The sequence below is a fragment of the Bacteroides faecis genome, from assembly GCF_020091505.1.
GTDB lineage: Bacteria > Bacteroidota > Bacteroidia > Bacteroidales > Bacteroidaceae > Bacteroides > Bacteroides faecis.
On sequence record NZ_CP081916.1, the window covers coordinates 3,851,870 to 3,864,318 of the forward strand.

Genomic DNA, 12,449 nt, shown 5'->3' on the forward strand with positions numbered 1-12,449 from the left:
GATGAGAACAATATTCATAGGTGCACATGAGGAACCGAACGGAGTGAACTCATATACTTATAATTTGGCTCTTGAACTGAAGAAAAGAGGCTTTGAGTCGTTTGTGATGAGTTTTGGATCGTGCAATAAGGTAACTGATTACAAAGGGGTGAAAATTAAGCAGTATAGGACTTGGGGAAATACGATGACCAGCATTCCTGTTTTGTATCTAAAATCATTACCATATTTGATCAAGCATAGGAAGGAAATAGATATGGTAATGTATCAAACGGTTACATTCTCAGTAATTCCTTCACTGATTGTACGTTTGTTTGGTATGAAATCAAGTGCTATTATTCATAGCCTTGCGGAAGATAGCCCGAAACATGGAAAGATGATGAAGAAACTTCTTATGGCTTCAATGAGGTTGGCTTTGGCTTTCACTAAAAATGTGGTTACCGTTAGCTGTACTAAAGCAAAAGAGGTGTACAACAGGTATCACAAAAGTTGTAAGGTTCTTCCTTGTGGGGTATTCCTGCCTGTAGATAGAGAATTGAATACGGATATTCTTGAAAAGAATGGAATACAAGTTAGTAAATTCTTTCTGACTATTGGTCGCATTGATCCGATTAAAAACTATGAGGTTCTGATTGACGCATTTAAACAGCATAATCATGCAGATTATCAGTTGGTTATCGGTGGAGATGTTAACAGTGCTTACGGTCGTACCATTGTTGAACGTGCAGAGGGTTGTAAAAATATTATTTTTCCTGGTATTGTATATGGAGATGCTAAAATGGCATTGCTTAAGAATTGTATGGCGTATTGCCTTGTGTCTTCGTCAGAGGGCCTTCCGATAGCATTGTTGGAAGGAATGTCATATGGTAAAATTCCTGTCGTCACACGTATTCCATCAATTCAAGAGGTACTTGAAAAATATAAGATTGGGCTTTGGAGTACTGTGAATAATGTGGAGGAAGTTATCGCTAATATGATAGCGATTGAAAAGGATTTTAACACACTGAAAGTTCAAGGTAAAACTGCACGTCAAATCGTCGAAGATAATTATACATGGCCACAGATATGTGACCGATATCTGGAATTAGTTAAAGAGTTTTAGTTATGAACATCCTTATCACCGGAGTCCACGGTTTCGTCGGCTCTAATTTTGTGAAGGCACTCGCGCCTGAGAATACAATATATGGTCTGGACATTGTGGCGCCTGAGAAGGAAGGTATAGTAAAGACTTTTTTATGGAACGATCTGGGTAATATTGATTTCCCACAGATTGATGCTGTTATTCATCTTGCGGGTAAGGCCCATGATACTCGCAACAAGAGTGCGGCGGATGTGTATTTCAAAGTAAATACAGGGCTTACTCAACGTATTTTTGATTGGTATCTTTTCAATGAATCTGTAAAAAATATTTATATTTTTCTCTACAGTAAAGAGTGCTTCCGACAAAGTGGAAGGAAAGTGCCTCACAGAAGAATGTGTTCCCACTCCCGTAGGTCCTTATGGAGAGAGTAAAATTAAAGCGGAAGATTATATAATCGGGCATTTCGCACCTGAAGCTCTCGAACGTCCTTATCACAATTTTGATGATGGCGACTCTATTATAAAAGGGAAGAAGGTGTACATTATACGCCCTTGTATGATTCACGGTCCTGGAAACAAAGGTAACCTCAATCTTCTTTATGGAGTAGTGAGCAAGGGAGATGATGTTTTTATAGGACTGAATGTGTGTATCTGTAGTTCGGTTACTATTGGCAAGGGAACCATTATTGGAGCAGGAAGTGTGGTTACTAAAGACATTTCCCCCTATCGGGTTTGGGCTGGTAATTCTACACGTTATATTAAAGACAGAGCAAAATGAAAATAGCAATTCTGATACCTACTATCAAACTAGGAGGCGCAGAGAAGTATTGGTTAATGAACGAAAGGCTTTCTACAATAAATGTGTGGCGAAAGGAGTTGATATGGATTTCAGCCATTGTAGCATAGGTTGTCCAGTGGAGTTTGAGCGAGAGCATGATATTGCAGGAAAAGTATTGAACTTGCCATTTTATTATAACATGACTGATCAGGAACTGAAAAAGGTGGTAAGTGTTGTTAATTCTATAAAATAAGAATTAGATAAATGAGCAAAATATTGTTGCTTGATGGCGAAGGGGTACAGGTGGTGTGCATGGCCCGGGAGTTGAGCAAACTCGGGCATGAGTTGACTGCTCTCTGTGCGCAAAAGGTGAGTAGCGGATATGCTACTAAGTACCTACATCACAAATACAAGTCGCCCAACGTGCGTCTGGAGACTGAGGCTTTCAGAGCGTATTTCTATAAGCATCTGAAGCCACATCAGTATGACTTGATTATTCCTATGGGTGATGAGTCGGCTTATTTTTTGAGTCGAGAGAAAGAAACGGTGGAACAACTGTATAAAATGCAGTGTGCTGTGGAGACGTATTCAACTTTTGAACTGGCTAACGATAAGCAGAAACTGATGGAGGTGTGCGAGAAGTATGATATTGTGCATCCGTATACGAGGGCACTGCCTGAGGTTAATGCTTCTTTCGATAATGCTCAAGATATAGTCCGCTTAGAATTTCGAGAGAGCTTGAAATCTGTGGCTGAATATGTGGAATTTCCAGCTATGATCAAACCGAACCTGTCGGCTGGTGCAAAGGGGATTACGAAAGTGGAAAATATGGAGGAACTGGAAGAACAATATCCTCCTATTGCTGAGGTTTTCGGGGCTTGTACGCTACAGCAGTATGTGGAGCAACCGGACTATTACTATAATGTGATGTTGTTCCGCAAACGAGATGGAGAGATTGCAGCTTCAACTGTCATAAAGATTATGCGCTACTTCCCGTTGAAAGGTGGAACAAGTTGCTATAGTGAGACGGTGGAGCATCCGTTCCTGTTAGAGCAATGTGAGCGTTGTTTGGATAAGTTGAACTGGCATGGGTTTGCGGACTTCGATGTGCTGGAGGATAAGCGAACTGGTGAACTAAAGATTATCGAGATTAATCCTCGTGTGCCTTCGAGTCTTCAGGCAAGCTTTGCTGCCGGTGTGAATTTCGCAAAGATTTTTGTGGATGAGTACTTAGGCAATGGCGCTGAGGTGTTTGACATGAGGAAGTACAAGACTGGGCAGCAGGTGCGTTGGTTTGGACTAGATGTGATGTGGTTTCTGATGAGCCCGCAGAGGTTCTCGTTCAGGCCAAGTTGGTTTAAGTTTTGGGGCAAGAACGTGAGTTATCACGATGGCACTTGGCGAGACCCGATGCCGATGATTGCTGGTAGTCTGCAAGGAGTAGTTAAGTATCTTGATCCGAATTTTAGAAAAGCAAAATTGAAAGGGTAATACATTATACTATAATGAAACGAATATTGATTACTGGTGCCAACAGTTTTGTGGGCACAAACATAGAGAAGTGGTTGATACGTGAGCCTGAGCAATTTCAGGTGGACACGGTTGACACGATGAATGAGGCTTGGAAGAAGGCAGATTTCACAAAGTATGACGTGGTGTTTCATGTGGCAGGCATTGCCCATGTGAATCCGAAGCTAGAGATGGCGCCCTTATATTATAAAGTGAACCGTGACCTCACTATTGAGATAGCGAATTGGGCGAAGGAGCATGGGGTGAAGCAGTTCATCTACATGAGTTCTAAGATTGTGTATCATGCCAGTAAGTCGTTGAAGGGTGACTGGGTGAGAAAGGACACCAAGCCTGATCCGAACGACTTTTATGGTGACTCGAAACTGCAAGCAGAGAAGGGATTGAAAGGGCTGCAGTGCAATACATTTAAGGTGGCAATAATCCGTCCGCCGATGATTTATGGTCCCGGCAATAAAGGCAATCTGCCAAGATTGGGATGGTTGGCACAGAAGACTCCTGTTTTCCCTGCTTGGCATAACAAACGTTCGATGCTGCACGTTGTAAATCTGGCAGAGTTTGTGAAGCAGATTACTGTAAGAGAAATGTCGGGTACGTTCTTCCCGCAGAATGCAGAATATGCTGACACGGTGGAGATAGTCCGTTTGTTTGCCAAGGAGCATGGGCATAAGGTATGGATTAGCCGACTGTTTAATCCGTTGGTATGGTTAGGAGCGAAGTTCTTACCTGCAATTCCCAAGATGTTTTCCGACTCTTATTATGTACAGGAAATGAGCAAGATGGACTTTGACTATCAGGTAATATCGTTTGAAGAGTCGCTGAAAGGATTGGAAATAAGAAAGACGATGCATTGACGGATTGATTTCACGAACTCATACTAATATCGTTAGGGAAAAGAGATGGCTTCTCTCGCAGAGTGACTGACGAGGATTGGGCCGCGCTTTATAGAGAAGTGCAATGACAATTACTTTATAAGCAGTCATTTTAGGCCGTATGGTTGGGATGCAAAATATGCTCTACCTTTGTTCTGAATCAAAGGTAAGCAGTCACTTTAGATCGTGTTCCACTTCTTTGTCGGGAGTCTGGAATCGGGCAGGCGTTTTACCCGTCTGTAATCGGTGTTTGTCAATATATGCAATCATAAACTCGATTTACAACAGTATCTGTGTGATATTTTCCGCCGGATAAAGAATACTGTGGAGGATGGTTTGTATATCTCCTTCCCCATAAATGGCAACCGCAAAACACTGTTGTGTGAGCAAATGCATGAATAATCTATTAAATCACTATAAGAACAAGTGCTTTGGTGCTGGTACGGGCCTAAAGCGACTACTTACAGTGCTTGCAGCTGAGTGCTTTAACTTATTAAATATAACAAAGATATATAAATTGAATGGAATAATGTTTTATAAAGTAATCAAGCGAATCTTTGATTTCATCTGTGCCTTGATAGGGATCATTGGTACATCACCTTTATGGATAGTTGGCATTATCGGAATCTTGATTTCCGATTGGGGACCGATATTCTATACAGCTCATCGTATAGGTAAGAATAACAAACCATTCAGAATGTATAAATTTCGCTCTATGCGAGTGGCGAAGGCTGCTACAGAGGCTTCTTTAAGACCTGACGAAGATCGTATATTTCCGTTCGGATATTTTATCCGCAAGGTGAAGATTGACGAGTTACCGCAGTTGCTGAATATTTTGAATGGCACTATGTCGATAATTGGGCCACGTCCGGTAGCACAAGACCAATTTGATATGTTTCGTTATGGAAAATGGAATGAGGCGGCAAAAGTACCGGTAGGGTTGAGTGGACCGGCAGCACTTTATGACTTTATCTATGGTGACCAAATTACAGATGAGAAAGAGTATATGGTAAAGGTATATCCTACACGTCGTGAACTGGAATATACGTATGTCCAAAAAGCTGGCATATTCTACGATTTAAAGATGATAGTATATACTGTCATTTGCATACTCTATGCTGTGTATGGTAAAGAATGCACTTGGATACTGAATGAGTTTGTCGAGGATGCAAAGAAGACAATGAACAAATGAACGAATATAGTACCGGTCAGATGAATTATGATCAATGGTGTTAGAGTTTAGTGTAAGCAGAGGAAAATAAAATAAAGACAAATGCAATGAAATATTTATTAGTAGTAGCACATCCCGATGACGAAGTCCTCGGGGCTGGTGCATCCATGTGGAAATGGTCACATGAAGGCAATACAATTGACGTGGCAATTATGTGTACGGAGGCGAAGGCCCGTGCATTCCGTCCTTCTGACAAAGAATTAGAGGGAGATACGGATGCTGCCGTGTCTTTCCTTGGAGTGAAGAAAAAGTATGAGGGAACGTTCCCGAATATCGAGATGAATACTGTACCACATCTGAAATTAGTGCAGTTCATAGAGGGTGCTATCAGAGAAAGCGAGCCTGATATTATTATCACTCATCATCCTGCAGACACAAACAATGACCATCTTCAGACATCAATGGCTTGCCAGGAGGCTATTCGCTTATTCCAGCGCCAGCCAAGTGTAAAGCCAGTGAAGGAATTTTGGTATATGGAAGTGCCTTCATGTAGTGAGTGGGCAATCAATGATGCCATGAATTTATTCCGTCCCAACTGCTATGTTGAAGTGGGTAAAGAAGGTGTGGAAGTCAAGTGCAAGGCATTGGCTATGTACCGTGGTGTCATGCGTCCATATCCTCATCCTCGCAGCAATGAATATATTTTGGGTTTGGCTGCAATGCGAGGCAGTCAGTGGGGATGCAGCTATGCAGAGGCGTTCCAAGTGGTGCTAAGACGCTATTAATATTCTGTATATAAAATATTTGAAAGGTTTATAAGCGTTTGCACCTACATCTTTGTTTCTAGAAGAGCGATGTGAATGTTCAATAATTGAATGTACAATATGGAAATAAATAAAGAATTCCTTGAAAACCTCTTGGTGAAGGCAAAAGAAAATCCACGTTTGCGTCAGAATTTCGACTTGCGCACTTCATCTGCCGACACCAGTCAACGCATGCTCAATGCTTTGCAACCACAAACAGAGGTGCCTATTCATCGACATGAAAAAACATCAGAAACTGTAATATGTCTTGTAGGTAAATTAGAAGAAATTATCTATGAAGAAGTGAATGAATACGTTCATGAGACAACTTCCTGTTGTAATGATGTGATAAGACAAAAAAGTTTTAAAGAAGTTTCACGTCAAATACTATCTCCTGTAGAAGGTAAATTCGGTATTCAAATACCTGCAGGGGTATGGCATACTATAAATATAATAGAACCTTCTGTCATATTTGAAGCAAAAGATGGGGCGTATATGGGAGATGGTCGATAAAAATGATTGATTTGCAATAAAGATAGAATAAAAAAACAATAGAAAGAAATATATGAAGAGAATGAAACAATTAGGCTATTGCGTATTAGCCGTTTTTATGTTAACAGCCTGCCAGTCTTATAAAAAAGTACCTTACTTGCAGGATGCGGAAGTGGTGCTGTATAGTACCCAAAATGAACAACTGTATGATGCAAAGATTATGCCGAAGGATTTGTTAACCATTGTGGTTTCGTGTACTAGTCCAGAATTGGCAGCGCCTTTCAATTTGACGGTAGCTACGCAGAATAATGCTGTTTTGAATTATACAACTACCCAACCGGTTCTGCAGCAATATCTGGTGGATAATGAAGGTAATATAAACTTTCCGGTATTGGGCGAACTTCATGTGGGCGGATTGACCAAGAAGGCGACTGAACAGATGATTGTGGAAAAACTGAAACCTTATATAACAGAGATGCCTATTGTAACGGTACGTATGGTGAATTATAAGATTTCCGTGATTGGTGAAGTTGCCCGTCCCGGTACATTCACGATTTCCAATGAGAAGGTGAATGTTTTGGAAGCTTTGGCCATGGCAGGAGACATGACTGTATATGGTTTGCGTGATGATGTTAAGCTGATACGGGAGAATGCTAATGGTAAACAGGAAATTATCCCTTTGGATCTGAATAAGGCGGAGACTATTCTTTCTCCTTATTACTATTTGCAGCAGAATGATATTATCTATGTGACTCCCAATAAGGCAAAAGCCCGAAATTCAGACGTGGGAAATAGTACAAGCTTATGGTTCTCTGCTACTTCGATCCTTGTTTCTATTGCCAGTTTGTTGTTTAATATCCTGAAATAAAAGAAAGAGTTATGAAAGAAGCAAATCAAAACAGTAAGGAACGTGAAATAGCTGAGGAACAGATCGATTTCCGGGCACTGCTTTTTAAATATATTATTCACTGGCCTTGGTTTGTAGGGGCGGTGTTGCTATGTTTGGTTGGTGCGTGGTTTTATCTGCATTGGGCTACGCCTATTTATAATATTTCAGCCACCGTGCTTATGAAAGATGAGAAGAAGGGTGGAGGTGCAGGACTCTCTTCGGAGTTGGAGGATATGGGATTAAGCGGTCTGATGACTTCCTCCAAAAATATTGATAATGAGTTGGAAGTTTTGCGTTCGAAAACGCTCGTTAAAGAGGTGGTTAATCAATTGGGGCTGTATATAACTTATGCAGATGAAGATGAATTTCCGGCTAAAGGTTTGTATAAGACATCTCCGGTACAAGTAAGTTTGACACCTCAGGAGGCTGAAAAACTAAGCTCTCCGATGGTAGTGGAAATGACACTACAGCCTAAAGGTAGTATGGATGTGAACGTGACTATAGGTGAGAAGGAATATCAGAAGCATTTTGAGAAACTGCCTGCTATCTTCCCGACTGATGAGGGAACATTGGCTTTCTTTCAGGAAGTTGATTCAGTAACTCTGCAGGATGGAACAAAGATTCCTCGGATGGAGAAGAATGTACGTCATATAACTGCTACTATCAACAAACCGATGAGAGTGGCAAAAGGATATTGTAACAGTCTGTCTATTGCACCTACTTCTAAAACTACTTCTGTGGCTGTGATTTCATTAAAAAATTCCAGTTTGCAGCGTGGGCAGGATTTTATCAACCAGTTGCTTGAAATGTATAACCGCAATACGAATAATGATAAAAATGAAATTGCTCAGAAAACAGCTGAGTTTATTGATGAACGTATTAGTATTATTTCAAAAGAATTGGGAAGTACGGAAGCGGATTTAGAAACTTTCAAGCGTGATGCCGGTATCACGGATTTGTCGAGTGAAGCTCAGATCGCCTTGGCCGGTAATGCTGAATATGAAAAGAAGAGTGTGGAGAACCGTACTCAAATCAGCCTAGTGAATGACTTGCGCAAGTATCTGCGAGGTAATGAATACGAAGTATTGCCGAGCAATGTTGGTTTACAGGATGCCGCTTTGATTGGTGCGATTGAACGTTATAATGAAATGTTGGTGGAACGTAAACGTCTGTTACGTACATCAACAGAGAATAACCCTGCTATTGTGAATCTGGATACGAGCATCCGTGCTATGAAAGCCAATGTACAGGCTACCCTTGAGGGGACTTTGCAGGGACTGATGATAACTAAATCAAACCTTGACCGTGAAGCAAGTCGTTATTCCCGTCGTATCAGTAATGCTCCGGGGCAGGAACGGGCTTATGTAAGTATTGCCCGCCAGCAAGAGATTAAAGCAGGATTGTATCTGATGTTGTTACAGAAACGCGAAGAGAATGCGATCGCGCTAGCTGCTACAGCGAATAATGCAAAGATTATTGATGAAGCGATAGCTGATGATATTCCAGTGTCTCCCAAGCGATCTATGATCTATTTGATTGCATTGGTGTTAGGTATTGGAATCCCTGTTGGCATCATCTACCTGATTGACCTGACGAAATTCAAAATCGAAGGTCGTGCCGATGTAGAGAAACTAACGACTGTCCCTGTTGTCGGTGATATTCCATTGACAGACGAAAAAAATGATAAGAATGGCTCTATTGCGGTATTTGAGAATAAGAACAATCTGATGAGTGAGGTTTTCCGTAATATTCGAACTAATCTTCAGTTTATGCTCAATAGTGACCAGAAGGTAATCCTTGTGACCTCAACCGTCAGTGGAGAAGGAAAATCGTTTGTTTCGGCAAACCTGGCTATCAGTCTTTCTCTTTTGGGAAAGAAAGTGGTGATTGTCGGCCTTGATATTCGTAAGCCCGGGCTGAATAAGGTATTCCAGCTTTCGAACAGGGAAAAAGGTATTACCCAATATCTTTCCAATCCTGAAACGGATTTGATGGAACTGGTACAGCCTTCGGATATCAATAAGAACCTATATATCCTTTTGGGTGGCACTGTTCCTCCTAATCCGACCGAACTGCTGGCTCGTAACGGACTGGACAAGGCCATAGAAACCTTGAAGAAGCACTTCGACTATGTAATAATGGATACTGCCCCTATCGGTATGGTAACCGATACCTTATTGATAGGCCGTGTAGCTGACTTGTCCGTCTACGTATGCCGTGCCGACTATACTCATAAAGCCGAATATACATTGATTAATGAGTTGTCTATTGAGAAGAAGCTTCCTAATCTTTGTACCGTAATCAACGGTGTGGACTTGAAAAAGAGAAAATACGGTTATTACTACGGCTACGGCAAGTATGGTAAGCACTACGGCTATGGCAAACGCTATGGTTACGGCTATGGATATGGTCAAGATGCTAAAAGATAAATGTCTGAATATCTATGAATTATAACTTTTCTGAGAAAAAGAGCCCCGCAAGGGGCTTTTCTTTTTGCTATATGAAATAAAAGCTTCACCTTTGCATTGTTGATCAACGAAACGTGAATAAATAACTTGAATTTGAATCTTTTAAAAAACGTATTATGAGTGTAATTTACAAAGTCGTAACGCGACCATCTGACCCGCGTGTTCCTAATTCTCCTAAGAAATATTATCCGCAACTGATCACCTTAGGTCAGTCTGTCAATCTAAAATATATTGCGCAGAAAATGCAGGGTTATTCTTCCTTGTCCATTGGTGATATCAAGAGTGTGATTCAGAATTTTGTGGAGAAGATGAAGGAGCAACTTCTGGAAGGTAAGTCAGTGAATATCGAAGGCTTGGGTGTATTTATGCTGACTGCCTGTTCGAAAGGTACAGACACAGCGAAAGATGTTACGGCTAAAAGTGTGGACAGTGTACGCATCTTCTTTCAAGCAAATAAAGAACTGCGTATCACGAAGACAGCTACCCGTGCGGATGAAAAATTGGATCTGATCAGTCTGGATGAATATCTGAAGAAGTTGAATGCCTCTGTGACACCGGATAATCCGGATGATGGTGAAAATGGCGGTGGTGGAAATGAAGGAGGAGGAGACGAGGAAGCCCCGGATCCGACTGTATAATCTGAAAAGCTTAAAAAAGAAAGGAGGAAAAATCTATGAAGAAAACTTGGAGTGTAGTTTTGAAAGTAATCATTGCTGTAGCCGGTGCGATTGCCGGAGTACTGGGAGTACAGGCTGCATCATTGTAAGCAGCATTCAGTAAATAAAGTAATTGGTTAGATAAGACAGGCAGGCGGGAAGAACTTTTCCGCCTGCTTTGTTGTATGCTAAAATATCAAATAGTTGGCGTTACTTTTTCGTGTGCGATAACGAAAACACAAAAAATAACATTTTATTATGTAGAAAAAAGTGAGGGAATGCTTCGTAGTTCACAAATAATGATTAAATTTGCCGCGATTTGTAATGTTGAGTTTGCAAAATGACGAATAATACTATAAAGCATCTGGGTATTGTGGAAAACATACAGGGTTCTCATCTGTCGGTGAGGATCGTTCAGACGTCGGCTTGTGCGGCTTGTAGCGCAAAAGGTCACTGTTCTTCGGCGGATAGTAAAGACAAAATCATAGATATAACAGATGCTGCGGCTGATTCCTATCAGACAGGAGAGCGGGTGATGGTGATCGGCGAAACGTCGATGGGCATGATGGCTGTAGCATTGGCATTCATAATTCCTTTTGTACTTCTGATTGTTTCTCTATTCGTCTTGATGGCGTTGATAGGGAATGAACTGTATGCGGCTCTTCTTTCTCTGGCCGTTCTTATACCTTATTATTTCATTTTATGGCTCAATAAAACGCGAATGAAACAACATTTTTCATTTACTATAAAACCAATAAATAACTAGAACATTATGAATTTGATTCTGATTGCAGTGATTTCATTGGGAGCTATAGCGCTCGTGCTGGCCGCTATTCTTTATGTAGCTTCCAAGAAATTTGCCGTGTATGAAGACCCGCGGATTGCCCAGGTGGGGGAAGTGTTGCCCCAGGCAAACTGTGGTGGATGTGGCTATCCTGGTTGTAGCGGATTTGCCGATGCTTGCGTCAAAGCCGGTTCGCTGGATGGTAAATTCTGCCCTGTAGGCGGTCAGCCTGTCATGGCACAAATTGCTGATATTCTCGGACTGGCAGCTACTGAAGCTGAGCCGATGGTAGCAGTGGTGAGATGTAACGGAAGCTGTGCCAACCGTCCGCGTATCAATCAATACGACGGTGCCAAGAGTTGTGCTATTGCCGCTTCATTGTATGGTGGAGAAACAGGCTGTAGCTACGGATGCCTCGGATGTGGCGACTGTGTGGCTGCCTGCCAGTTCGACGCCATCCACATGAATCCTGAAACGGGACTTCCGGAAGTGGACGAAGCAAAATGTACAGCTTGTGGCGCTTGTGTGAAGGCTTGCCCGAAGGCGATTATTGAGATTCGCCCGCAAGGTAAGAAGTCACGCCGTGTATACATCTCTTGTGTGAACAAGGACAAGGGAGCTGTAGCACGCAAGGCTTGTACGGTGAGCTGCATCGGCTGCGGTAAGTGTGTCAAGACTTGTCCGTTCGAAGCTATCACGCTGGAGAACAACCTGGCTTATATCGATCCGAACAAGTGTAAATCATGCCGCAAGTGCGTAGAAGTTTGTCCGCAGAACACGATTATCGAGCTGAACTTCCCTCCGCGCAAACCGAAGGCAGAAGAAGCACCCAAGCCGAAAACAGAGGAAACTTCAAAGCCGGTTGCTGCAGAAACTCCGAAAACTGTTGCGACAGAAGCTCCTAAAGTTACAGAATAATAACAGAATAAAAT

Annotated in this window: 14 protein-coding genes and 1 pseudogene; all 15 read left to right on the forward strand. The window is 41.8% G+C overall.

Annotation, left to right across the window (positions count from 1 at the left end; genetic code table 11):
• Window position 1 precedes the first annotated feature (1 nt).
• The 15 genes and pseudogenes from K6V30_RS14930 to K6V30_RS14990 all read left to right on the forward strand — a co-directional run bounded on the left by K6V30_RS14930 (window position 2) and on the right by K6V30_RS14990 (window position 12,435).
• On the forward strand, window positions 2-1,099 hold the full coding sequence (locus K6V30_RS14930) for a glycosyltransferase family 4 protein (protein ID WP_055271762.1): 1,098 nt from the start codon (window positions 2-4) through the stop codon (window positions 1,097-1,099).
• A 2-nt stretch (window positions 1,100-1,101) separates the two neighbouring features.
• Window positions 1,102-1,696, forward strand: a pseudogene (locus K6V30_RS14935) (NAD-dependent epimerase/dehydratase family protein); the annotation flags it as partial.
• A 24-nt stretch (window positions 1,697-1,720) separates the two neighbouring features.
• Window positions 1,721-1,855 (forward strand): LbetaH domain-containing protein, encoded by a 135-nt coding sequence (locus K6V30_RS25230; protein ID WP_231947111.1) that lies wholly within the window; start codon window positions 1,721-1,723, stop codon window positions 1,853-1,855.
• Window positions 1,852-1,983, forward strand: a complete 132-nt coding sequence (locus tag K6V30_RS25235) for a hypothetical protein (protein WP_256375755.1) — start codon at window positions 1,852-1,854, stop codon at window positions 1,981-1,983. The genes K6V30_RS25230 and K6V30_RS25235 overlap by 4 nt, the downstream gene beginning before the upstream one ends.
• 136 nt (window positions 1,984-2,119) lie before the next feature.
• Window positions 2,120-3,346 (forward strand): carboxylate--amine ligase, encoded by a 1,227-nt coding sequence (locus tag K6V30_RS14940; protein WP_055271760.1) that lies wholly within the window; start codon window positions 2,120-2,122, stop codon window positions 3,344-3,346.
• 14 nt (window positions 3,347-3,360) lie between these two features.
• Window positions 3,361-4,236, forward strand: coding sequence for an NAD-dependent epimerase/dehydratase family protein (locus K6V30_RS14945; RefSeq protein WP_055271758.1), 876 nt, complete (start codon window positions 3,361-3,363; stop codon window positions 4,234-4,236).
• Between the two features lie 547 nt (window positions 4,237-4,783).
• A complete protein-coding gene (locus tag K6V30_RS14950) occupies window positions 4,784-5,446 on the forward strand; it encodes a sugar transferase (protein ID WP_055271756.1) in 663 nt (220 codons plus the stop codon).
• Between the two features lie 86 nt (window positions 5,447-5,532).
• The gene (locus K6V30_RS14955) at window positions 5,533-6,210 is read left to right on the forward strand and encodes a PIG-L deacetylase family protein (RefSeq protein WP_055271754.1); all 678 of its coding nucleotides are present in this window, start codon (window positions 5,533-5,535) and stop codon (window positions 6,208-6,210) included.
• A gap of 99 nt (window positions 6,211-6,309) precedes the next feature.
• Complete coding sequence (locus K6V30_RS14960; RefSeq protein ID WP_055271752.1) at window positions 6,310-6,741, forward strand: WbuC family cupin fold metalloprotein; 432 nt, start codon at window positions 6,310-6,312, stop codon at window positions 6,739-6,741.
• 52 nt (window positions 6,742-6,793) lie between these two features.
• A complete protein-coding gene (locus K6V30_RS14965; RefSeq protein ID WP_055271750.1) occupies window positions 6,794-7,588 on the forward strand; it encodes a polysaccharide biosynthesis/export family protein in 795 nt (264 codons plus the stop codon).
• Window positions 7,589-7,599: 11 nt separating this feature from the next.
• Window positions 7,600-10,038 carry a GumC family protein gene (locus tag K6V30_RS14970; protein ID WP_224207160.1) on the forward strand — a complete coding sequence of 813 codons (2,439 nt, stop codon included), beginning with the start codon at window positions 7,600-7,602 and terminating at the stop codon, window positions 10,036-10,038.
• Window positions 10,039-10,193: 155 nt separating this feature from the next.
• The gene (locus K6V30_RS14975) at window positions 10,194-10,715 is read left to right on the forward strand and encodes an HU family DNA-binding protein (RefSeq protein ID WP_010538337.1); all 522 of its coding nucleotides are present in this window, start codon (window positions 10,194-10,196) and stop codon (window positions 10,713-10,715) included.
• A 35-nt stretch (window positions 10,716-10,750) separates the two neighbouring features.
• The gene (locus K6V30_RS14980; RefSeq protein ID WP_008765124.1) at window positions 10,751-10,843 is read left to right on the forward strand and encodes a smalltalk protein; all 93 of its coding nucleotides are present in this window, start codon (window positions 10,751-10,753) and stop codon (window positions 10,841-10,843) included.
• Between the two features lie 230 nt (window positions 10,844-11,073).
• Window positions 11,074-11,499, forward strand: a complete 426-nt coding sequence (locus K6V30_RS14985) for a SoxR reducing system RseC family protein (RefSeq protein ID WP_010538336.1) — start codon at window positions 11,074-11,076, stop codon at window positions 11,497-11,499.
• A gap of 6 nt (window positions 11,500-11,505) precedes the next feature.
• Complete coding sequence (locus tag K6V30_RS14990) at window positions 11,506-12,435, forward strand: Fe-S cluster domain-containing protein (RefSeq protein WP_055271726.1); 930 nt, start codon at window positions 11,506-11,508, stop codon at window positions 12,433-12,435.
• The last annotated feature ends 14 nt before the right edge of the window (window positions 12,436-12,449 follow it).

Bases quoted from the DNA above. Each gene is read 5' to 3' on its own strand.
- K6V30_RS14930 (WP_055271762.1), top strand. From the start codon at position 2: ATGAGAACAATATTCATAGGTGCACATGAGGAACCGAACGGAGTGAAC.
- K6V30_RS25235 (WP_256375755.1), top strand. From the start codon at position 1,852: ATGAAAATAGCAATTCTGATACCTACTATCAAACTAGGAGGCGCAGAG.
- K6V30_RS14940 (WP_055271760.1), top strand. From the start codon at position 2,120: ATGAGCAAAATATTGTTGCTTGATGGCGAAGGGGTACAGGTGGTGTGC.
- K6V30_RS14945 (WP_055271758.1), top strand. From the start codon at position 3,361: ATGAAACGAATATTGATTACTGGTGCCAACAGTTTTGTGGGCACAAAC.
- K6V30_RS14950 (WP_055271756.1), top strand. From the start codon at position 4,784: ATGTTTTATAAAGTAATCAAGCGAATCTTTGATTTCATCTGTGCCTTG.
- K6V30_RS14955 (WP_055271754.1), top strand. From the start codon at position 5,533: ATGAAATATTTATTAGTAGTAGCACATCCCGATGACGAAGTCCTCGGG.
- K6V30_RS14960 (WP_055271752.1), top strand. From the start codon at position 6,310: ATGGAAATAAATAAAGAATTCCTTGAAAACCTCTTGGTGAAGGCAAAA.
- K6V30_RS14965 (WP_055271750.1), top strand. From the start codon at position 6,794: ATGAAGAGAATGAAACAATTAGGCTATTGCGTATTAGCCGTTTTTATG.
- K6V30_RS14970 (WP_224207160.1), top strand. From the start codon at position 7,600: ATGAAAGAAGCAAATCAAAACAGTAAGGAACGTGAAATAGCTGAGGAA.
- K6V30_RS14975 (WP_010538337.1), top strand. From the start codon at position 10,194: ATGAGTGTAATTTACAAAGTCGTAACGCGACCATCTGACCCGCGTGTT.
- K6V30_RS14980 (WP_008765124.1), top strand. From the start codon at position 10,751: ATGAAGAAAACTTGGAGTGTAGTTTTGAAAGTAATCATTGCTGTAGCC.
- K6V30_RS14985 (WP_010538336.1), top strand. From the start codon at position 11,074: ATGACGAATAATACTATAAAGCATCTGGGTATTGTGGAAAACATACAG.
- K6V30_RS14990 (WP_055271726.1), top strand. From the start codon at position 11,506: ATGAATTTGATTCTGATTGCAGTGATTTCATTGGGAGCTATAGCGCTC.